Raw genomic sequence first — 20,742 nt, 5'->3', positions numbered from 1 at the left:
ACAAAAACGCCGGGCCAAGCCCGGCGTTTTTTATTGGCAACTGGTCAGTTACAGCTTCGCAGCATGGCGCTGGTGGCGCTCCATATAGCGTTCGACATAGGAGCATGAGGGGATCACCGTGTAGCCAGCCTCTTCGGCAAACTTCAAGGCTTCCTCGGTCAACGCAGCCGCAATGCCTCGCCCCCGCAGTGCGTTGGGCACGAAGGTGCGATAGATATCCAGGGTCTGCTTCCCGAGGTCCATGTAGGTCAGGTAGGCACGATGACCGTCCACATTGGTCTCGAACTGATGACCAGCCTGGTCATGGTGGATGGACAACGCCTCGCTCATCACTACTCCTCGCGGGTCTGAATTAACGACCCTACCTTACCGATGTTTTTCCGGCGAAGGAACATCTACGCCACCCCGTGCCGGTTTCGACAGCGAGAAAACCGTGAGCGCTCACAACCAGCACATAGGGAATAGTAAGCACCAATCCTGAAATTGCTCAAGGCGCACTCGTCATCCCCTGCCGCTGGTGGATATAGAAAGGGCCTCGATCAACCGGTGACCGATAGCCTGAACATTGCCGGCAGTTGAACCTTGAGACGAACTGGCGCACTTAAAGTCACCTCTAGATGCGCGAAAGATGCCTTGCGCAGTAAAGCCAAGCGCAACCAAAGTGCCCTGCTTCGTTATATAAAATTTCATCTGTTTTACAAGGCTTAACACATGCGGGCCGGCCCTTTCAGCCTGGATCCAATGTTCGTCGAGGTGCAAAAACCTGGACAATTTTCATACAGACCGCCAAAAGATTAGCCAAAATAGATTCGGTACAAGAATTTTTTTTGCTTCTTGCGCAACGTCAGTTTACTTACTACAAGTAATGGGTAGTATGTACGCCGGCTATTAGCTCACTCTGAGAAAGTAGCCATTAAATTGAAAGTCCTTGAAGGGGAACACGATGAACAACGTTCTGAAATTCTCTGCTCTGGCTCTGGCCGCAGTTCTGGCTACCGGTTGCAGCAGCGTCTCCAAAGAAACCGAAGCTCGTCTGACTGCAACTGAAGACGCAGCAGCTCGCTCCCAGGCCCGTGCAGACGAAGCCTACCGTAAAGCTGATGAAGCTCTGGCTGCTGCTCAAAAAGCACAACAGACTGCTGACGAAGCTAACGAGCGCGCTCTGCGCATGCTTGAAAAAGCAAGCCGCAAGTAATAATCCTTCGGGGTTGTTATCAAGCCGATCCATTTATGGGTCGGCTTTTTTTTGCCTTTGATTTGGCGTGTGGGAGCGGGCTTGCTCGCGAAAGCGGTGGATCAGTCAACATCAATGTTTGCTGGGCCGACGTCTTCGCGAGCAGGCCCGCTCCCACAGGGATGTTCGCTCAGGCTTATTATTGAAGATCGAGCGGGGTGCTGGACGCTACAGGTGCGCCGCCTGGCACACCAATTTCGGTCGGCAAGCCATCCTCGGCGGCGACCACATCACGCACCTGGTCCCAGTTGACCCGCAGGTTATTGGACAGGTCTTCGCGCTTGAGCAACGCATTGATGACCGCGGTGTGCTTGTCGACCACCGAGGGCGTACCGTCATCGTTCAACGGCGTGTGAGCCTCAAGGTAAACCTTGCCACCACTGCTGCCGAACTTGTACGCGTCATTGATGATGCGCACTGACGTGCCTACCGGCACCATGCCCGCCATTTCCAACACGTTGTTATTGAACATGCGGAAGCAACCGTGGCTGGTGCGCGTGCCGATACCAAACTTCATGTTGGAGCCGTGAATCAGGTAACCCGGCGTGCCCAGGGTGAACTTGAAGGGCCCCAGCGGGTTGTCCGGGCCGGCAGGCACCACGTTGGGCAGCGGGTCACCGTTGGCGGCGTGCTCGGCCTTGATCGAGGCCGGTGGCGTCCAGGTCGGATTCGGCGTCTTGGCGATGATACTGGTATGGGCGATCGGCGAACCCCAGCCTTCCCGGCCAATGCCCAGGGGGAAGGTATAGACGACGTTTTGGCCTTTTGGATAGTAGTAGAGCCGGTATTCCGCCAGGTTGATCACAATGCCTTCCCGCGGCCCGGGCGGCAGGATAAAGCGTGTCGGCAGCACAATCTCGGTGCCCGCACCTGGCAACCAGGCATCGACACCCGGGTTGGCCGCAACCATTTCCGAATAGCCCAGGTCGTAGGTGGTGCCAAGGTCGGCAAAGGTGTCTTCGTACTTGGCCTTGATCACTTGGACCTGGCCAACAATGTCCTCACCGGGCGGCGGCAAGGGCAACTGCAAGGCCGCCGCCGAACCCGCCGCACAAAGCGCAGCAAGAGACAGGCAGCAGGTGACGACGGAAAGGCGCGACAACATCCGGAAAATCCTTCGCAAGACGACGGGTGGGGAAAAATTGATTGTATACGGCTTCGCAGTGCCAAGCTTCAAGCTGTTTTACAGCTCGAAGCGCAGCTCCGGCCAGATCGGAGGCGTGCCGCGCTTTTGCGATTCGAGAATTGCCCGGCATAACGGGCAGAGTCGCTGGTCTTGGAAAATCGAGCGGTTGACCGATGACCAGCGTGGCTGTGCCGGCAATAGAGTGCCGCAGAGCGTGCGATCGATCGAGCCGCCCAGTTCCAATTGACGCGCCACCAAATGCACCCGCACTTCCTGGCAGGCGAACAGGTCCAGCTGCTCGTCCGGCTCGATCAGTTGGTAGTTAAACAGGGACCAGGCAGGGCGCGACATCGAGGGCTCCAAATCGGGGGGGCGCCACCTTAGCCGAAAGCCTGCCGGTAGAAAAGCGTCATAACAGCGGTTTTAGCGTTGGCCAGACATTTTCCAGCAACTTGTCTTGCGCCCCGACTGCCGGGTGTAGCCCGTCAGCCTGCATCAACTCCGGATGGCCACCCACGCCCTCGAGGAAAAACGGCACAAACGGCACCTTTTCTTTCTGTGCCACATCACCGAATACCTTGGCAAAGGCTTCGACATAGCGCTTGCCGTAATTGGGCGGAATCTGCATGCCCAACAGCAGCACCTTGGCGCCGCTGTCCCGGGACTGCTGGATCATCGAGGCAAGATTTTGTTGCAATTGCGCAGGCGGCTGGCCGCGCAAGCCATCGTTGCCACCCAACTCGATCACCACAACGTCCGGTTTGTGCGTTGCAAGCGCCGCGGGCAGCCGCGCGAGGCCTCCCGCGCTGGTGTCGCCACTGATGGAAGCATTGACCACTTTATCGTCAAAACCCTCCTGCTTGAGCCGTTGCTCCAGCAACGCGACCCACCCTTTGCGGGTATCCAGGCCGAAACCGGCACTGATACTATCGCCAACGATCAGGACTGTACCCGCCGCTGCGTTCTGGGCCATGCACATCAAGGCCAGGCCAGCACTCAAAAACCACACTCGCATCGGATTCTCCATGGGCGCAAGCATTCTCACCGCGCGAAACCTTAGCAAAGTGGTTCCCAGCGCGGAAGGTGAACTGACTATCCTGCACGAACTGAGCCTGGAACTGAACAAGGGCGATAGCCTGGCTATCGTCGGCAGCTCCGGTTCCGGCAAATCCACGCTACTGGGCCTGCTGGCCGGCCTCGACCTGCCCAGCAGCGGCGAAGTCACCCTGGCCGGGCAAGCCCTGAGCACCCTCGACGAAGACCAGCGCGCACGCATCCGTGCCGAGCATGTGGGCTTCGTATTCCAATCCTTCCAATTGCTCGACAGCTTGAATGCACTGGAAAACGTGATGCTGCCGCTGGAGCTGGACGGTCGCCAGGACGCCCGCGAGCGAGCCAAACACCTGCTGGAGCGCGTAGGCCTGGGCCAGCGCCTGACCCACTCGCCCCGTCAGCTGTCCGGTGGCGAACAACAACGCGTGGCGATAGCCCGCGCGTTTGCCGCCGAACCGGACGTGCTGTTTGCCGACGAGCCCACCGGCAACCTCGACAGCCATACTGGCGAGCGCATCAGCGATCTGCTGTTCGAGTTGAATAAAGAGAGCGGTACGACCCTGGTACTGGTCACCCACGACGAGCGCCTGGCCCACCGTTGCCGACGCCTGATCCGCCTTGAAGCCGGCCTGATGGTCGCGCCCCTGGAGCCTTGATGGCACGTTTGCCGCTGTTGCGTCTGTTCAGCCTTGCCATGCGTCAGTTACTGCGCGATGCCCGCGCCGGCGAATTGCGCGTGCTGTTCTTTGCCCTGCTGGTGGCCGTGGCTGCCAGCACCGCCATCGGCTACTTTGGTGCGCGCCTCAACGGCGCCATGCTGCTGCGCGCCACCGAATTCCTCGGCGCCGATCTGGTGGTCGAAGGCAGCTCGCCGGCCCGGCCCGAGCAAATCAAATCCGGGACCGAACTGGGCCTGGATCACGCTCGTATCGTGGAGTTCTCCAGCGTTATCGCCACCGATAATGGCATCCAGCTCTCCAGCATCAAGGCGGTCAACGAGCAGTACCCCTTGCGCGGCGAGCTTAAAAGCAGCACCGAGCCCTTCGGTACGCAAACCCCTGGCGGTGGTCCCAAACCCGGTGACGCCTGGGTGGAAGCACGATTGCTGACGGCGCTGGACCTGAAAATCGGCGACAGCATCGATGTCGGCATGAAGACCCTGCGCCTGGCGCGCATCCTGACCTACGAGCCCGACCGGGCCGGGAACTTCTACAGCCTCACGCCCAGGGTCATGATCAACCTGGCGGACCTGGACGCCACCGGTGTCGTCCAGCCAGGCAGCCGTGTGAGCTACCGCGAACTATGGCGTGCGCCACAAGGCAGCACTGCGCTGCAAACCTATCGCGACCTGGTCAAACCGGGCCTGGCTGCCAACCAGCGGCTGCAGGACTCCCGCGATGGCAACCAGCAAATCGGCGGCGCGCTGGGCAAGGCCGAACGTTACCTGAACATGGCCAGCCTGGTGGCCGTGCTGCTGGCTGGCGTGGCCGTGGCGCTGTCGGCCAACCGCTTCGCCAGTCGACGGTTCGATGCCAGCGCGTTGTTGCGCTGCCTGGGCCTGTCGCGCCGTGAAGCCATGCTGCTGTTCAGCCTGCAACTGAGCGTGCTGGGCTTGCTGGCGAGCCTGGCCGGCGCCCTGCTCGGCTGGCTGGCGCAATTTGGCCTGTTCTACTTCCTGCACGACCTGCTGCCCGCCGACGTACCGCCAGGCGGGTTGCTGCCGGCTGTCGCCGGGATCGGCACCGGGCTGGTGGCCCTCGCCGGCTTCGCCCTCCCGCCGCTGGCCGCACTGGGGCGGGTACCACCGCTGCGGGTATTGCGCCGCGATTTGCTGCCTATTCCTTCAAGCACTTGGATGGTCTATGGCGCGGCACTGTTTGCCTTGGGCCTGATCATGTGGCGCCTGAGCCTGGACCTGGTATTGACCTTCGCGTTACTCGGCGGCGGTGTAGTCGCTGCGCTGCTCCTGGGTGGCTTGCTGCTGTTGTTGCTACAGAGCCTGCGGCGGTTACTGGCTCGCGCCTCCCTGCCGTGGCGCCTGGGCCTGGGCCAATTGTTGCGTCACCCGTTGGCGGCAGCGGGCCAATCCCTGGCCTTTGGCTTGATCCTGTTGTCCATGGGGTTGATCGCGCTGTTGCGGGGGGAATTGCTCGACACCTGGCAAAACCAGTTGCCCAAGGATGCGCCCAACTACTTCGCGCTGAATATCCTGCCAGCCGACAAGGACGCCTTTGGCGCCCGGCTGCTGGACGTCCAGGCACAAGCAGCGCCCCTCTACCCGGTGGTGCCAGGGCGCTTGATAAGCATCAATGGCGAAGCCGTGCAGGAGATTGTCAGCAAGGACTCCAGTGGCGACCGTGCCACTCAACGTGACCTGAGCCTGACTTGGGCAGCCGACCTGCCAGCGGGTAACGTCCTGACGGCAGGTACCTGGTGGTCGGCGCAACCCACTGACGGGGTTCCTGGCGTGTCGGTGGAAGCCAAAGTGGCCGAGAGCTTGAAGCTCAAGCTCAACGACCATCTGTTGTTCACCATCGGCGGGGAAAACCGTGAAGCGCGGGTCACCAGCCTGCGCACCATTAACTGGGATAACTTCCAGCCCAACTTCTTCATGATTTTCCAACCGGGCACCTTGAAGGATCTGCCAGCGACCTACCTGACCAGCTTCTACTTGGCTCCCGGCCATGACCAACAGATCGTCGACCTGTCACGGGCCTTCCCGGCGGTCACTATCCTGCAGGTCGAGGCCCTGCTGGAACAGTTGCGCAGCATCCTTGCCCAAGTAACGCTGGCAGTCGAATACGTGCTGTTGTTTGTCCTCGCGGCGGGCATGGCGGTGTTGTTCTCTGGCCTGCAGGCCACCCTGGATGAACGAATCCGCCAGGGTGCATTGCTACGCGCCTTGGGTGCCGAGCGTAAGTTGCTGGTCAAGGCCCGACGCATTGAGTTCGGCCTGCTGGGCGCCGTCAGCGGCTTGTTGGCGGCACTGGGTACCGAACTGGTGACCTGGGTGCTGTACCGCTATGCATTTGACCTGGCGTGGCATCCCCACCCGTGGTTGTTACTGCTGCCCGTAATCGGTGCCTTGCTGATTGGCGCTGCCGGGGTATTTGGCACGCGCCGCGCACTGAATGCCAGCCCGCTGACCGTTCTGCGCGAAAGCTGACCCCCGATGGCGCGTACTCTGCCAAGGGTACGTGCCATCAGGCCGGCTTTACATATTCGATCTTGGTGATCCACCAGCACACCTCTCCGCCTGGGGTCTGTACGACTGCCTCGTCATCCACCTCCTTGCGCAGCAGGGCCCGTGCCATGGGTGAGTCGATGGAGATGTAATCCATACGGTCGTAGATCTCGTCATAACCCACGATGCGAAAACGCTTGGTCTCGCCCTGTTCGTTTTCGATTTCGACCCATGCGCCGAAAAACACCTTTCCCTCCTGCTCGGGCATGTACTCCACCACCCGCATGTCTTCCAGGCGTTTGCGCAGGTAACGCACCCGTCGGTCGATCTCGCGCAGCAGCTTCTTGTTGTACTGGTAATCGGCGTTTTCACTGCGATCTCCCAGGGAGGCTGCCCAGGTCACTTTACGCGTGGTATCCGGACGTTTTTCACGCCATAGGTAATCCAGCTCTTTTTTCAGCGCTTCATGACCCTCTTTGGTAATCAGCTTGGTACTCAAACGCTCACATCCCCAGGCAATGTCTAATGGTGCCGATACGCCAGGGCATCATGCCCAGGCAGCGGCTGGCTGGGACTGATGATAAATGAACCCTGGAAAGTATCCAGGCCGGCGCCCCCTGTAACCTCACCCATGGCCCTCCAGGACTTGATCCAACTCAAGCAGCATGCCCTGCATGCGCTGGCGCATGCCGGACAGCTGCAACATCATCATTGTCAGTTTTTCGGCTTTCTGACTGACCTCCAACCCCTGCTTCTGCAAATAGGTATGGCGCTGCTCAAGTTCACGGCCTTTTTCATCCAGTTGGCTCTGCTGCTGTTGCAGGGACGCCTGCCACTGTTCGAGCATTTGTTCTTTCTCGAGGACGGCGCATTTTTTTTGCGTCAACTCTTGGGCGACCTTGGCCAGATTGCTCAGCGCGCTGTCCATTTCAAGCAAAGAGGTATGTTCCAGGTGGGCAGGCGGGTCCAAGTGGTCGGGCTCGGGTGGCTCCAGCCGCAGGTTGTTTGGCTCAAACTGACTGTCATTTTGTTCATCCGGGACAGGCGGCGCACTGGTCTTGACCTGCAACTGTGGGATCGCGGCCAGCGACTGCGCCGGCTCTTCAAAGGTGTCTTCATCCATAGGCTGCGGCACAGCCGTGGGTGCGCGCGGATTTCGGGGCGGCGCAACCATTTGCGACGAAAAGCGAATGGACGGCACGATCACTGCGCTGCTTTCGATCGCAGGCAACGCCGGCGCAGACATACCCAAGGTGATCACCTTCATGACCAATGCCTTCTTGATGATCACCGAGTGATGATCCTCGGGCCTGGCAGGCGGCAGCCGGCAGCCCTTCAAGTCAATAAAGTGAAAGGGAACCTCAGCGTCGCCAATCGAGCTTGCCTTCGAACCTGACGCGGCCGCCATCATCAGGATCTGCTTGAAGACCTGCATCGCTGATTGCAGGTCCTCTTTTGAATCAACCCCCCCCAGAAAATAGCGTTCGAGCTTTTTACGTAATACCGCGATATAGACCCGGGAGTGACCGGGTTCGGTCTCCTCATCCAAGCTATACACGAGAAAGTTGGACCCGGTTTGCGTGACAGCGAACCCACACAGCAACGCGCCGTTAACGGGCGCGTCTTCGTCGTTACGTTCAAGAACAAGAGTACGTAGAAGCATCATGGCAATCAGGCCTCATTACAAAAGAAAAAACCTTATATAAACACCAGATAAACATCCGAGCTTTAATAAGTCTTCCAAACAAAACAATTGTTTCAGCGAATTATCGAGCCGAACGTAGGATTCTTCTTATTAGTTACGTCTCGCGTTCCCAAGCCACTTTATTGAACGTACCCTTTTTAAAGCTCTCTCCCATACGGCCGGCACCTCTCACACGCCCTGCAAAACTTATTCGGTAAAAATATGATCGAGATAAGCAACTTGACAAAACAGCTGGGCAAAAAAAGCGTTATCACCAACCTCTCCTTCTGCGCCCAGCGCCAGGAGTGTGTGGCCCTGCTGGGAGAGAGTGGTGCAGGAAAAACAGCACTGCTGAGTTTGATTGCCGGGGCAATCAAACCTACTTCAGGACAAATCACTATCCAAGGCTTCAGTACCCAGACCCATTCACTCCAAGCCAAAAAAGTCGTTGGCTATCAACTCCAGGACGGCCTCAATCATCACAGGATGTCCGTCAGGCATATGCTCAATTTTATTGCCGCTATTCGCGGTTTGAGCGGTGTTGAAAAGCGCAGTCGAGTCGAGCAAGTAGTCACGCGACTGGAACTGCTGCCCGTGCTCAACTGCCCGATCGATGTGCTTCCACTTGGCTTGAAGCGCAGAGTCGCAATGGCCCAGGCACTCCTGCACTCCCCAAGCCTGCTTCTGCTGGATGAGCCTACGGAGGGACTATGTCCTGATCAACGGCTCAAGTTCAGGGCACTCATCCAATCCCTGACCGAGGAAATGACGATCATCATCGCCTCCCGCCGTTACCAAGAGTTAGCGGATACCTGCACCCGTGCCTTGGTCATCGCCGACGGCCGCCTGGTGGCCGACGCTTCACTGCCGGATTTGCAACGCAGTTCCCGGCATTTCCAGGCGGTGACCCTGGCGGCGGACACCCCGCTGGATTTGCTGGCGCTTGCCGTATTACCTGGCGTCGCAGGCATCGAAGAAGACCGGCATGCCCCCGGCAAGGTGACTGTTCTGGCCATGCCCGGGCACTCCATCTTCCCTTCAATCAACGCGCTCATCACCCACCGTGGCTGGAACATAACGTCAATGAATCTGGAGCCGGGTCGCCTGAACGATGTCGTTCACCATCTGAGCCATGAGGTAAATACTTGAGACTGCTAACCATCATTTTCAAACGACAACTCGCCAGCTTTGCCTCATCACCGAGCACTTATCTGAGTGTGGCGGTTTTTCTCGTGCTGGGTGCGACGCTGGGGTTGCACAGCCATCACTGGCTGGAACAAAACAGCAGCGATTTGCAGGCGTTCTTCGAACTGCATCCTTGGCTCTATCTGCTACTGGTACCGATTTTATCGACGCAGTTATGGTCAGACGAATCCAATACCGGCTTTTGCGACACATTGAAATCCTTACCCGTCACTCCGACGCAGCGAGTGGTTGGAAAGTTTATGGCGGCATGGATCGTCTGTGGCATCGCTTTGATGCTTAATTTCCCTTGGGTAATGGCTGTCAATTATCTTGGCACCCCCGACAATACCGTTATCGCATCACAGTTCTTCGCCAGTTGGTTGTTGGCGGGAAGCTATCTCTCTGTGGGTTGCTTTGCCTGTGTGCTGACGAACCAACGCGTTATGATTTCCCTATTGACGCTGTGCTTGTTGCTGGCCGCCAGTGGGATATCTTCAATGTTGGATGCACTGGAACAGCAGACCCCCATATGGATTATCGACAGTTTGATATCCCTTGATCCGATTTCCCGCTTCAGCGCGATGGATAACGGCAAGTTGACATTGCATGACTGCCTGTACTTCATAAGCATGATCTTGGCTTTTCTGTTTGCGACCACCCTCACACTCAACTACAGAAACAGCTGACATAGGAACGCCACTGATGGGATCCGCTTTTCGCGCGGGTATGACATTGATCGTCATATCACTACTGTTTCTGGCATTCAATCTAGTCTGGGTACCCAAACTGCCAACTGTCCGTTGGGACTTTTCCCAAGAAAACACCCACACCCTATCGCCATCGGCGCGGCAATTACTCGTTTCACTTGAAAGCCAACTGGACTTATATTTCTTCAACACCCTCAATGCACCGCAAAAAAAACCGGTATTGAAACGTTATGGCCGGCGCGTGGAAGACTTGCTCAAGGAATTCGAAAAAGCTGCCAACGGCATGATCAACTTACATATTATCAACCCCACCCCGTTCTCTGAGGACGCCTATAAAGCCAGCTTGTTTGGCCTTGATGACACACAAGGATTCCTTGGCCTTATCGGTACGCGTGCCGGCCAGGGCGCCCAACGCATCCAAGCGTTCAACCCTGAGCATGAATCATTGCTCGAGTATGAAATCAGCCACCTGATCTACAAGTTGATGCACCCTGACCGCCCCACTGTTGGCCTACTGTCGGGACTGCCCTTGGACAAATCGGCCGGCGGGTTACTGGAGTTGATGCGCGAGCAATTCAATGTGGTGGAGTTGGCAGCGAACATCACCCAAGTACCGCCCTCCGTGAACACACTGATGGTTGTACAGCCACACGCTCTATCTGGTCGAGCCCTATATGCCCTTGAGCAATGGGTACTCAAAGGCGGCAAGCTGATGATGTTCATCGACCCGGTGAGCGAGATAGGCGCCGACGCCGTATCGACAAACGCCAGGCTGGATGCGCTGCTGACCGCATGGGGCATCCAGATGCCTGCGGACAAGTTGCTGGTCGATAATCTTTATGCCTCATCAGCAACGCCCGGCACCGGAATGCCCGCGGTACTGCACCCGGCCAGGCTACATCTGCCAAGGCAGGCAATGACCAGGACGGATATCAGCACCTGGGGACTGCATTCGGTCATCGTATCGAGCAGCGGCGCGCTCTCCTTGGCCCCCAAAAGCCGCTCGCTGTTGACCCCGCTTCTGCTGAGCTCGCGCCACTCGGCATTGGTGGACGCAGAACGCTTTGCTTCCGCTACTACGTTCGACTCACTCATAGATGAATCAGCGACTTCAGGGCAGCGTCATGTCATCGCCGCCCGCCTTGACGGGCCCGCTTATTCAGCGTTTCCCGACGGCCTGGGGGGCCAGCCGCCCGGGCTGCAGAGGGCAGAACAGATCCATATGGTGATCGTGGCCGACACGGACTTGCTCGCGGACACGCTCAACAATGCCCTACCCAACGGCAACGCGCAGTTTGTATTGAACACATTGGATAATCTGGCGGCGCCCGAGGCACTCAGAAATATTCAAGCCCGTGTGATGCGCCAACCACTGCGCAGGCTAGAACACATGCGCGACGAAGCCGCACAGGCTTATCGCAAAAGTGCGACTGCGATGGAGCGACGACTTGAGCAGACAGAACAAGCATGGCGCAGGTTGAACCCACCCCACACCAGCCTCATGACTCAAGCGGTGGATACCACTACCCAGTTGCAGGCACTCAACAAAGAGCGCCTGCAATTGCCCATCGAGTTACAGGCGCTCAAGACCCAGGCATACGCCCCGCTGCTGCGTTTCGAACGATATCTGCAATGGCTGATGGTCGCCACAATACCGCTGCTGCTGTGCCTGATTGCCTGGGTACTTTTCCTATACCAGCGCCGGCGTCGAACATTTACGTTGGCGGCCTATCACCACTCGCTCAGCGACGGGTAATCAGGCCTTGGCGGGCAATGCGTGTCAGTTGATGGATCACCTCAACGGCGTTGCTGGCATTCGGTGCCTGGATCACTGCCAGGTCGAAACTATCGCTGGCAAAACGGGCCAGGGAATCGCCGTCTTCAACAAACTGGATCAGGAACGCCGAAGGTCGACCGGAACGGCGTGGCCAGCCGTCCAGATAACGCAGCAGTGTCGGCTGGTGCTTACCGCCCAGAAGGATTTTCGGATTGCGTTGAGTCAGGTCCGCGGTGATCGGGGCCAGGCGTATGGGAGGGCGCAGTGCATTCATCGTGTCGTGTCTCTGCCTCAAAAGTCTGCGGGCAGGTGAGAGGCAACACCGAACCAGCGCTTTAGCGGTATTTCGAAGAACGCCCTGCGTGAGCAAGCGTGCTTCTGTCGGGCTGCATTGAGTCCCAGTGGCGCCCCGCAATTAGCTGTTTAAATCGGCGCATGAGCAGCATCCTAGAGAAGCCGGTGGGGCAGTGTCAAGAATCCCGGGCAACGAAAAGGCCCGCATCAGCGGGCCTTCTGTACAGCTTGCTAAACGATCAGTGAGTGATCGCGCGGTCGACAGACAATTTGCCCGCACCTTCCAACAACACCGCCAACGCGCCGCCGAGCAACGCCAGTGCGAACTCATAACCGTTATTGGCCATGAACAGCCCGTTGTGAATGTGCACAGAGAAAATCGCCACCAGTGTCAGGAAGGTCAGGCCCAATGCAGCAGGGCGAACCAACAAACCGATGATCAGGGCCAGGCCGGCGAAGAACTCGGTACCGCCCGACAGCAGCGCCATCAGCGTGCCCGGCGCCAGGCCGATGCTTTCCATCCATTGTGCGGTGCCCGCCAGGCCACCACCGCCAAACCAGCCGAAGAGTTTTTGCGAACCGTGGGCAGCGAAGATGATGCCGACGAAAATGCGCAGAATAGTCAGGCCATAACCGGCGCGAGTGGACAGTACACGGGTAATCATTGGGCTCATGAGGGTAAATCCTTTTCCAGGTAGGGGGTTGGTTGGCCGCTATATTAATCAGTTTAAACAATGATAAAAGCCGAAATATTGCCTGATTAACATCTAAAAATTCGATTATTTACGCGATGCAATTTTAGCTGCGGGCGGCTCCAGGGACTCCCGCTCCCGATCGAACGCCAAATAATACTTGTTGACGCTATTAACATAGCTGACGCCGCCCATCCCTACCTGCTCCATGGCAATGCGTTCAACCTGGAAGAACCACTGATTGGGGTTAAGCCCACGGCGCTTGGCCTCGGTGCGCATGCCCTGTACTCGCTCCGGCCCCATGTTGTACGCCGCTAGCATAAAGGCCATGCGCTCACGCTCATTGAGCTTGGGGCTGGCGAAAAACTTGCGGCGGATCATCGCCAGGTAACGTGCCCCCGCTTGCACATTATTGTCGAGCGTCTCGATATTGTTGACCCCCACCCGTTGGGCCGCCGACGGCGTGATCTGCATCAGGCCGGTAGGGCCGCCGCTGTTGCGTGCGCCTGGGTCCAGGGAAGACTCCTTGAATGCCAACGCCGCCAGGTTCAGCCAGTCCATACCTTGCTCACGCGCATGTTTTTGCAGGACCGGGCGCAGTTTTTCCAGGCGCTGGCGGTCAGCCCGCGCCAACGGGTTACGGACCTGGTAGAGGCGTCGATAGATACGCTGGAATGCCACATCCTGGTCGGAAGGCGTGTGATAGGTCTTGAGAAACCGATCAATGCTGGCGCGCAGCATCGAGGCATCCTGGCGCACAAACCAGAACTCGTCGCCCGGCTCGCTGATCACCACCTGCTTGTCAAAGCGCAACTTGGGCAGAATTTTCGACCAGCGTTGGGCAATGGGTTTTTCCACGATCGTCAGGTGAAAAATCCCGGCCTGCACCATCTCCAGGACGTCTTCCACCGCCAGGCTGGGGTCAACCCATTCGACTTTCACGGGGGGGCGCTTGTGCAGAGCCAGTTTTTGATTGACCTGACTGATGGCATCCGCCGCCGCACTGCCCGTGGTCAGCGTCAGCGTGCGACCTGACAGTTGCTCCAGCCTGGTAAAGCGTCGTTCACCCTTGACGCCCACCAGCCACAACGGCACATCGCTGACAATCGGGTCGCTGGCGCTGACCTTGTGCACGCCCTTCACGTCCAGCAACTCACCGGGCGCCACCAGGTCGCCCTCGCCACGGGCCAGCGCGCCGAGTAACTGGTCCTTGGCCTTGGGGATGATCTTGAGGTTGATGGCCTGCCCATCACGGGCATGGCCATTGAGGTACTGCTCGAAGGCACGCAACCGATGGTATTCGACACCGATGGCCTGGCCCTGCACTTCACCGGAACTGTTGCGGCTCTGGTTGACCAATACGCGCAGGGTGCGGCTGGAGCGAATTTGCGCGAGGTCGCGGACCTTGCCGGGCTTGGCCACTTGCAGCGGCCCATCCAGACGTGCGACCGCCGCCATGGGCAGCAGCAACGTCAGGCACAACATAAGCAACGCCGAGGGTCGGATCATCCGCTCTCCGAAAAGAAAACTGGCCAGCACCTTCGCGAATAACGACGTGCTGGTGGTCAGAAACAGAGCGCTTTATGCGCTGGCAAGGCGTGCAACGGCGCCACGGTGGTAGGCAATCGGTCCACCACAATGTCGCTTGCGACGTTCAAAGACAGCGTTAACGTGTTGTAGTTCTTGGTTTTTCTTATCAATCTACAGCTCTGATATGCTTTCCGGCCGCAGGCGGAGATAGCACCATGCAACTCATTGATATTGGCGTCAACCTGACCAACCCCAGTTTCGACGAGAGGCACACGGCCGTTCTCGAACGCGCTTACGCCGCTGGCGTGCAGCAATTGGTACTCACCGGCACCAGTGTCGAAGGCAGCGAACAGGCACTGCAATTGTGTGTAAAACTCGACGAAAGCGGCCAGCGCCTGTTCAGCACCGCCGGCATTCACCCTCACTCTGCCAGCGACTGGAACAGCGACAGCGCCCAACGCCTGCGCAGCTTGCTGGGCGACAGCCGAGTGCGCGCCGTGGGTGAATGCGGGCTGGATTTCAACCGGGACTTCTCCCCTCGCCCCCGGCAGGAAAAAGTCCTCGAAGAACACCTCGCCCTGGCCGTCGAGCTGCAACTGCCGGTGTTTCTCCATGAGCGCGATGCCAACCAGCGTCTGCTGGAGATCCTCAAGGACTACCGCGACCACCTGCCAGCCGCCGTGGTGCACTGCTTCACTGGCGAACAGGCAGCGCTGTTCAGCTACCTGGACCTGGATTTGCACATTGGCATCACGGGTTGGATCTGCGACGAACGCCGTGGCACCCACCTGCATTCACTGGTCAGGGACATTCCCCGAGGCCGTCTGATGCTGGAAAGCGATGCGCCCTACCTGCTGCCACGCACGTTGCGCCCCAAACCAAAGAACGGTCGCAATGAACCGGCTTACCTGCCCGAAGTACTACGCGAAGTGGCCTTGCACCGTAACGAAACAATGGAAGACCTGGCGCTGCACAGCACCGCGTGCGCCCGGCGCTTTTTCGGCTTGCCTGCCATCGATTGATGCGGCGCATTGACCCATATCAAAAGCGCTGTTCTGAATAGCGGCACAATAATGGCACCTTGCCAATACCGTTTCCGCTATCAGAGAAAACCTTCCATGGGTGCCTGGCTTAGCAATATCTCGCTCAAATACAAATTCTGGGCCGTCAACGCGGTCGCCTTCATCACCACCCTGCTGCTGGTGCTGTACGCGGTACAGCTTGAACAACAGGCGCGCAGCCAGGCGTCGCAAGCATCGGCCCAGGCCCAAGGACGCTTGCTCAGCGCCTGGCCAGCCGACAGAACCTTGCCCACTGGTGAGCACTGGCTCGCATTTTCCAAAGGCCAGATCCCCCAGGACCTGCCCGCCCTGAGCACTGCCAACGGCTGGACTGAACTCAACCCCATGCCGTTGTTCGGTGAAAACCCGCTGATCGGCGCCGAGGTGATCAGCCGGGCCGACGGCCAGCAGGTCGCAGTCCTCGCCTACGCGCCGAGCCTGAGCCAGGTGTTCAGTGAACGCTTCGCCAATTACGCCGTTGCCGTGGCAGTCCTGATGCTGGCCATGCTCGGCGCCTCGCAGTTGTTGATCCGCTTCCTGCTCAGTCAGCTCAACACCCTCAAGGATGTAATGCTGCACGTTGAAAAAACTGGTGACCTGTCGGCGCGGGTGCCGTTGGCCTGCAAGGATGAAGTCGGCCAGATGGCCAGCGCCTTCAACGCCATGCAAGCCGGTTACCAGCGCGTGGTCAATACCGTGGCACGCACCGCCCGGCAACTGGACGACGGCGCCGCACGCCTGGCCAGCAGCATGAACGAGGTGCAACACGGCATGCTGGGCCAGCAAAGCGAAACCGACCAGGCCGCCACCGCCATCAACGAAATGACCGCCACCGTCTACCACATCGCCCAGCACGCGGGCGCCACCCGTGACTTGTCGCAGTCCGCCGACACCCTCGCCGGCAGCGGCCAGGCCGTGGTCACCCGGGTACAGCGTTCGATCGCCGGGCTGTCCAGTGGGGTACAGCAGACCGCCGAAATGATCCAGAAACTGGCCGAAGACAGCCAGAAAATCAACGGCGTGGTCGGTGTGATCCACAGCATCGCCGAACAGACCAACCTGCTTGCCCTCAACGCCGCCATCGAAGCCGCCCGCGCCGGGGAAATGGGCCGCGGTTTCGCGGTAGTCGCCGACGAAGTGCGCAACCTGGCCAAGCGTGTGCAAAGCTCCACCGACGAAATCACCCGCATGGTCTCGGCGCTGCAAGCCGGTACCCGCGACGCCGTGGACTTCATGCAGGAAAGCTCATTCAAGGCCGATGACTGCGTCCAGCAGGCCCAGGAAGCTGGTGTGGCCTTGGCTGAAATCACCGGGGCCGTGGCACAGATGCGCGAAAGCAACACCCAGATCGCCGTGGCCGCCGAGCAGCAAAGCCATGTTGCCGAAGAGATGAACCGCGCCGTGGTGAGCATTCGCGATGTGACCGAAAACACCGTACATCAAACCGTGGCGTCGGCGACTACCAGCAATGAACTGGCGACGCTGGCCGGGGAGTTGAGCAAGGCGATTGGGCAGTTGAAGCTGTAAGACTGTTCCAGCTGTAATCCGACTCCTACGACCAAGCCTCGGTTTACCTGAAGTTAAGACGAAATTTCCTCGCTATTTCCGCGCATAACGCCGACTTCTTTTACCTGACAACCGCTGCAAAGTCCCTCGCCTGATCAAACAGTGCGAGGGATTGCAGATGGTGGTGTTCGCTAGAGCCCTGATGAATGGGGCTGTCTCGTGATCTCGGTACTGGCCAACCTGGTGCTGGTGCCCATGGATCCCGCAGCGCCGAAGGTTGAGCGCGTATTTGCGGATTTCCGCACCTGCCTGAATACCTTTGATAAGTGGGCCGACAGCTTTTCAAGTGGGTCGGCACTTAGCGTGGAGCAGGTGTTCAAGGTTGGGGAAGACGTCGCACTGGTCGCGCCAATTTCCTCCAAAAAACCCAGTCGCACGGTCGCTCAATGCAAAGCCCAGGGCGGGTTGACCCTGGTGCACCTGTTCGAAAGCACACAGTTCGTGCCTATCGGCAACACGCCCGTGATGCTGCAAGCCGTTGCACAGGACGGCAGCCCGGTAGGCGCGCCACTGCATCGGACCATTGGCCCCAGCGGCATTCTTGAAGTCAACGACTGTACCCGCGACCAACCGTACCAAATCACCTTTTACCCCACTGTTTCCAAGGCTCACGTCCAGGCGCTGTATGCGTCCTATGAGACCGTGATTGCCGGGCTGGAAGCGGATTTGCGCACGGCATGGGCCGAGCACTTCAAGCCTCGATGGGCAGACTTTGCCAAAGCGCCTGCTTACAAGCGCAGTGCGTTACAGGGCATGGCCTTTGCTACCGGGATCGGCAATGCGCTTTACAACCTGTGGGACAACATCACCGAGCTGTACGACCTGCTCGCCAACCTCAAGTCCAACAGCGAAACGTTGCTGAAATACCTGTCCGAGGCCGAGCTGAATGCGCTGCTCAAGCTGGGCAAAGACACGCTGGCCAAGGGGTTGCTGGTACTCAGTGATGAGCCGCTGTTGTTCATCTATCTATCGGCACTGGTGGCCTGGATACGCATGCTGCCGCCGCCCGACATGTATGAACTGCTGGGTGAAATCACCGGCGAAGTGCTGATCAACTTGCTGCTGATCTGGGCCACGCGGGGCATTGGGGTGCAGCTGCGCCTGGGTGCTCAGATGCTCAGTGGCGTCAAGTCCGGGCGGGCGCGGGCGTTGTTGGAATTGCTGGCCAAGCAGGTGGCGGGGCCTCGGCTGGAGCCCCATGTGGAGGCCGCCAAGCCGGTGTTGCTGAGCAGTGCGGCGACGCCGGTCAAGGTAGTGCCAGTGGTGCCGTTGAAGGCAGGCGACACGCTGGTTTCGAACCCGGTGCCGATGGTGCGCGGCAAGACCCAGCGCACCACGTTGGTTCGTCAGGAGCCTGTCGATGATGTGCCGGCTGTGGCGTCGAACCCGAAGGGGGATGCGGCGGCGCCAGCGGACAAGACCGTTACCAACGGCTGCCCGGTGTCGATGGTCACCGGCGAGGAATTGCTGACCCTCACCGATGGCGCGCTGGATGGGATTTTGCCGTTTGCGTGGACGCGGCTGTATCGCACCAGTGCGGTGGATGTGGATTGTGGGTTGGGGTTTGGTTGGAGTCATGGGCTGGCTCATCGGCTGGTGGTGTCGGGCGATTCGGTGGTGTGGACCGACCATGAGAATCGCCGTACTCAGTTTCCCTTGCCCACTGAAGCTCGACCGGCGATCACCAATAGCCTGGCCGAAGCGGCGATCTACTTGGGTTCGGCGCCTGATGAACTGGTGCTGGCCCAAGCCTCGCGTTTCTACCACTTCCGCGACGGTGTGCTGACAACCATCAGCGATGCGTATGACAACCGGCTGCGCCTTTGCCGGGATCGTTCTGGGCGGATTGAGCGGCTGGATAACGGTGCGGGTCGTTCGCTACTACTGCGCTATGAGCTGGACCGCATCGTCGCGGTGGACTACCAGGTTCATCGCGCCAAAGGGCGTGAGCCCTACGTTTGGGAAACCGAGCAGAACATCGTTTCCTACGCCTATGACGAAGCTGAACGACTGGTGTGTGCGACCAATGCCGTCGGTGAAAGCGAGCGTTATCGGTACGACGATCAGCACGTCATTGTCGAGCGGCAGTTAGCCGGTGGGGCGAGTTTCTTTTGGGAATGGGAACACGCGGGCAAGGCGGCGCGCTGCGTTCGGCATTGGGCGAGTTTTTCGCAGATGGACACGCGCTATGCCTGGGGCGATGACGGGCGTGTCACGGTGCATAACGCCGATGGCAGCCAGGAGGTGTATGTCCATGACGACCGGGCGCGGATGGTGCAGCGGATTGATCCGGACGGCGCCACGCACTTTAAATCCTACGACGACCAGGGCCGGCTGACCGTCGAGCAAGACCCGATGGGCGCGGTGACGGCCTATCAGTACGACGATGCCGGGCGCTTGGTCGCGCTGTTTCCGAGGGATGATGAGCCAACGTCCTACGAGCATGACAACGGTTTTGTACGGGTTGTCAGGCGTGGGGAGGCGGTCTGGAAATACGAGCGTAATGAGCAAGGCGATGTTACGCGTAGGACCGATCCCGATGGTGAGGTTACTGACTACAGCTACACCAAGCACGGGCAACTGACTGGAGTTTGGTACCCGGATCACAGTTGCCATCGACTGGTGTGGAACGAACGCGGGCAGTTGCTTGAGGAACAATTGCCCAATGGTGGGATCAAGCGTTATCGCTATGACGATCTGGGGCGGCAAGTTGCCTGTGAGGATGAGCATGGTGCGCTGACGCAGTATCACTGGGACTGCGTCGGCAGGTTGATTCGCCTCGTCTTGCCAGGCGGCGCCACACGAGAATTCAGCTACAACCCCTACGGCAAAATCATCACCGAACGCGACGAACTCGGCCACGTCACCCGCTACGAATACGCCGATGGCCTGCACCTGATCAACCGCCGTCTCAACGCCGACGGCACCCAGGTCAAGTACCGCTACGACAACGCCCGGCTGCTGCTCACCGAGATCGAAAACGAAGCCGGCGAAACCTACCAACTCGACTACCACCCCAACGGCCTGATCCGCCAGGAAACCGGCTTCGACGGCCAGCGCACCGCCTACGCCTACGACCTCAACGGCAACCTGCTGGAGAAGACCGAATACGGCGACGATAACAGTCAGCTAATCACCCGCTACGAGCGCGACCACGCCGGTCGCCTCGTCCGAAAAACCCTGCCCGATGCCAGCGTTGTCGACTATGCCTACGACCGCCAAGGCAACCTCCTCAGCGTCGAAGACGGTCACTGGGCGCTGGCCTACAAATACGACCGCCAAAACCGCCTCACCGCCGAACACCAGGGCTGGGGCACCCTGCGTTACGGCTACGACGCCTGCGGCCAGCTGAAAAACCTGTGCCTGCCGGACAATAACCGCGTCACCTTCACCCACGATAAAGGCGGCCACCTCGCTACCGTCGAACTCAACGGTGAAGTGCTCACCTCACATCTATTCAAGAGCGGCCGAGAGCATCAGCGCCAGCAAGGCCAACTGCTCAGCCACTACCACTACGACGACCAGAATCGCCTGCACGCCCACGCCGTTACGCAGCAGCAAAACTACCTCTACCAACGCCAATACGACTACGACAAAAGCGGCAACCTCACCCGCCTGCTCGACACCCGCAAGGGTGAACACCTTTACC

Annotated in this window: 18 protein-coding genes; 9 read left to right on the top strand and 9 right to left on the bottom strand. The window is 59.0% G+C overall.

What is annotated here, in order from left to right; all coding sequences use genetic code 11:
• Positions 1 to 48: 48 nt before the first annotated feature.
• Positions 49 to 330, bottom strand: coding sequence for a GNAT family N-acetyltransferase (locus tag GIV35_RS23005; protein WP_003189869.1), 282 nt, complete (start codon positions 328 to 330; stop codon positions 49 to 51).
• A gap of 613 nt (positions 331 to 943) precedes the next feature.
• Here GIV35_RS23005 and oprI point away from each other — a divergent pair.
• Positions 944 to 1,195, top strand: coding sequence for an outer membrane lipoprotei OprI (gene oprI, locus GIV35_RS23000; RefSeq protein ID WP_003172710.1), 252 nt, complete (start codon positions 944 to 946; stop codon positions 1,193 to 1,195).
• 178 nt (positions 1,196 to 1,373) lie between these two features.
• Here oprI and GIV35_RS22995 read toward each other — a convergent pair whose 3' ends face one another.
• The 3 genes from GIV35_RS22995 to GIV35_RS22985 form a co-directional block, all read right to left on the bottom strand.
• Positions 1,374 to 2,339 carry a L,D-transpeptidase family protein gene (locus GIV35_RS22995; protein WP_019820319.1) on the bottom strand — a complete coding sequence of 322 codons (966 nt, stop codon included), beginning with the start codon at positions 2,337 to 2,339 and terminating at the stop codon, positions 1,374 to 1,376.
• A 78-nt stretch (positions 2,340 to 2,417) separates the two neighbouring features.
• Complete coding sequence (locus GIV35_RS22990; protein WP_003189866.1) at positions 2,418 to 2,711, bottom strand: hypothetical protein; 294 nt, start codon at positions 2,709 to 2,711, stop codon at positions 2,418 to 2,420.
• A gap of 58 nt (positions 2,712 to 2,769) precedes the next feature.
• Positions 2,770 to 3,375 (bottom strand): arylesterase, encoded by a 606-nt coding sequence (locus GIV35_RS22985; protein ID WP_054920159.1) that lies wholly within the window; start codon positions 3,373 to 3,375, stop codon positions 2,770 to 2,772.
• A gap of 10 nt (positions 3,376 to 3,385) precedes the next feature.
• Here GIV35_RS22985 and GIV35_RS22980 point away from each other — a divergent pair, with 10 nt between their 5' ends.
• Together GIV35_RS22980 and GIV35_RS22975 are read left to right on the top strand one after the other, a co-directional pair.
• On the top strand, positions 3,386 to 4,069 hold the full coding sequence (locus tag GIV35_RS22980; RefSeq protein ID WP_003189864.1) for an ABC transporter ATP-binding protein: 684 nt from the start codon (positions 3,386 to 3,388) through the stop codon (positions 4,067 to 4,069).
• Complete coding sequence (locus tag GIV35_RS22975; protein WP_236264715.1) at positions 4,069 to 6,579, top strand: ABC transporter permease; 2,511 nt, start codon at positions 4,069 to 4,071, stop codon at positions 6,577 to 6,579. Before GIV35_RS22980 ends, GIV35_RS22975 begins: the two co-directional genes overlap by 1 nt.
• 37 nt (positions 6,580 to 6,616) lie before the next feature.
• On the opposite strand, the gene greB is transcribed toward GIV35_RS22975, so the two are convergent.
• Together greB and GIV35_RS22965 are read right to left on the bottom strand one after the other, a co-directional pair.
• A complete protein-coding gene (gene greB / locus GIV35_RS22970; RefSeq protein WP_034126726.1) occupies positions 6,617 to 7,096 on the bottom strand; it encodes a transcription elongation factor GreB in 480 nt (159 codons plus the stop codon).
• A gap of 126 nt (positions 7,097 to 7,222) precedes the next feature.
• Positions 7,223 to 8,263: a hypothetical protein gene (locus GIV35_RS22965; RefSeq protein WP_198715512.1), complete on the bottom strand. Its 1,041-nt coding sequence runs from the start codon at positions 8,261 to 8,263 to the stop codon at positions 7,223 to 7,225.
• Between the two features lie 240 nt (positions 8,264 to 8,503).
• On the opposite strand from GIV35_RS22965, the gene GIV35_RS22960 reads away from it, so the two are divergent.
• The 3 genes from GIV35_RS22960 to GIV35_RS22950 are packed head-to-tail and all read left to right on the top strand — an operon-like array spanning position 8,504 to position 11,929.
• Complete coding sequence (locus GIV35_RS22960) at positions 8,504 to 9,430, top strand: ABC transporter ATP-binding protein (protein ID WP_186526644.1); 927 nt, start codon at positions 8,504 to 8,506, stop codon at positions 9,428 to 9,430.
• Positions 9,427 to 10,152, top strand: coding sequence for an ABC transporter permease (locus GIV35_RS22955; protein WP_236264714.1), 726 nt, complete (start codon positions 9,427 to 9,429; stop codon positions 10,150 to 10,152). Before GIV35_RS22960 ends, GIV35_RS22955 begins: the two co-directional genes overlap by 4 nt.
• A 16-nt stretch (positions 10,153 to 10,168) precedes the next feature.
• Positions 10,169 to 11,929, top strand: coding sequence for a Gldg family protein (locus tag GIV35_RS22950; RefSeq protein ID WP_236264713.1), 1,761 nt, complete (start codon positions 10,169 to 10,171; stop codon positions 11,927 to 11,929).
• On the opposite strand, the gene GIV35_RS22945 is transcribed toward GIV35_RS22950, so the two are convergent.
• From GIV35_RS22945 to GIV35_RS22935, 3 genes are all read right to left on the bottom strand, one after another.
• Positions 11,916 to 12,224, bottom strand: a complete 309-nt coding sequence (locus GIV35_RS22945; protein ID WP_236264712.1) for a class I SAM-dependent methyltransferase — start codon at positions 12,222 to 12,224, stop codon at positions 11,916 to 11,918. The genes GIV35_RS22950 and GIV35_RS22945 overlap by 14 nt on opposite strands.
• A gap of 259 nt (positions 12,225 to 12,483) precedes the next feature.
• Positions 12,484 to 12,918, bottom strand: coding sequence for a DoxX family protein (locus tag GIV35_RS22940; protein WP_003189852.1), 435 nt, complete (start codon positions 12,916 to 12,918; stop codon positions 12,484 to 12,486).
• Between the two features lie 105 nt (positions 12,919 to 13,023).
• The gene (locus GIV35_RS22935) at positions 13,024 to 14,445 is read right to left on the bottom strand and encodes a transglycosylase SLT domain-containing protein (RefSeq protein WP_236264711.1); all 1,422 of its coding nucleotides are present in this window, start codon (positions 14,443 to 14,445) and stop codon (positions 13,024 to 13,026) included.
• A 236-nt stretch (positions 14,446 to 14,681) separates the two neighbouring features.
• Between GIV35_RS22935 and GIV35_RS22930 the strand changes: the two genes are divergently transcribed.
• From GIV35_RS22930 to GIV35_RS22920, 3 genes are all read left to right on the top strand, one after another.
• Entirely contained in the window at positions 14,682 to 15,488 is an 807-nt protein-coding gene (locus tag GIV35_RS22930; RefSeq protein ID WP_105226242.1) for a TatD family hydrolase, read from the top strand.
• Positions 15,489 to 15,584: 96 nt separating this feature from the next.
• Positions 15,585 to 17,054, top strand: coding sequence for a methyl-accepting chemotaxis protein (locus GIV35_RS22925; RefSeq protein WP_034126718.1), 1,470 nt, complete (start codon positions 15,585 to 15,587; stop codon positions 17,052 to 17,054).
• A gap of 198 nt (positions 17,055 to 17,252) precedes the next feature.
• The coding region (locus GIV35_RS22920; RefSeq protein WP_236491441.1) for a DUF6531 domain-containing protein at positions 17,253 to 20,742 on the top strand (3,490 nt) is incomplete at its 3' end.

Origin of the sequence: Pseudomonas sp. PA-1-6B, from assembly GCF_021609545.1 — a bacterium.
Lineage (GTDB): Bacteria > Pseudomonadota > Gammaproteobacteria > Pseudomonadales > Pseudomonadaceae > Aquipseudomonas > Aquipseudomonas fluorescens_BV.
Note: the sequence above shows the minus strand (reverse complement) of the source record. Positions and strands in the feature narration are given on the sequence as shown.

Excerpts from the sequence above, each read along its gene's own strand:
- GIV35_RS22960 (WP_186526644.1), top strand. The coding sequence starts at position 8,504 with ATGATCGAGATAAGCAACTTGACAAAACAGCTGGGCAAAAAAAGCGTT.
- GIV35_RS23005 (WP_003189869.1), bottom strand. The coding sequence starts at position 330 with ATGAGCGAGGCGTTGTCCATCCACCATGACCAGGCTGGTCATCAGTTC.
- GIV35_RS22965 (WP_198715512.1), bottom strand. The coding sequence starts at position 8,263 with ATGATGCTTCTACGTACTCTTGTTCTTGAACGTAACGACGAAGACGCG.
- GIV35_RS22945 (WP_236264712.1), bottom strand. The coding sequence starts at position 12,224 with ATGAATGCACTGCGCCCTCCCATACGCCTGGCCCCGATCACCGCGGAC.
- GIV35_RS22950 (WP_236264713.1), top strand. The coding sequence starts at position 10,169 with ATGGGATCCGCTTTTCGCGCGGGTATGACATTGATCGTCATATCACTA.
- GIV35_RS22930 (WP_105226242.1), top strand. The coding sequence starts at position 14,682 with ATGCAACTCATTGATATTGGCGTCAACCTGACCAACCCCAGTTTCGAC.
- oprI (WP_003172710.1), top strand. The coding sequence starts at position 944 with ATGAACAACGTTCTGAAATTCTCTGCTCTGGCTCTGGCCGCAGTTCTG.
- GIV35_RS22940 (WP_003189852.1), bottom strand. The coding sequence starts at position 12,918 with ATGAGCCCAATGATTACCCGTGTACTGTCCACTCGCGCCGGTTATGGC.
- GIV35_RS22925 (WP_034126718.1), top strand. The coding sequence starts at position 15,585 with ATGGGTGCCTGGCTTAGCAATATCTCGCTCAAATACAAATTCTGGGCC.
- GIV35_RS22980 (WP_003189864.1), top strand. The coding sequence starts at position 3,386 with ATGGGCGCAAGCATTCTCACCGCGCGAAACCTTAGCAAAGTGGTTCCC.
- GIV35_RS22935 (WP_236264711.1), bottom strand. The coding sequence starts at position 14,445 with ATGATCCGACCCTCGGCGTTGCTTATGTTGTGCCTGACGTTGCTGCTG.
- GIV35_RS22995 (WP_019820319.1), bottom strand. The coding sequence starts at position 2,339 with ATGTTGTCGCGCCTTTCCGTCGTCACCTGCTGCCTGTCTCTTGCTGCG.
- GIV35_RS22990 (WP_003189866.1), bottom strand. The coding sequence starts at position 2,711 with ATGTCGCGCCCTGCCTGGTCCCTGTTTAACTACCAACTGATCGAGCCG.
- GIV35_RS22975 (WP_236264715.1), top strand. The coding sequence starts at position 4,069 with ATGGCACGTTTGCCGCTGTTGCGTCTGTTCAGCCTTGCCATGCGTCAG.
- GIV35_RS22985 (WP_054920159.1), bottom strand. The coding sequence starts at position 3,375 with ATGCGAGTGTGGTTTTTGAGTGCTGGCCTGGCCTTGATGTGCATGGCC.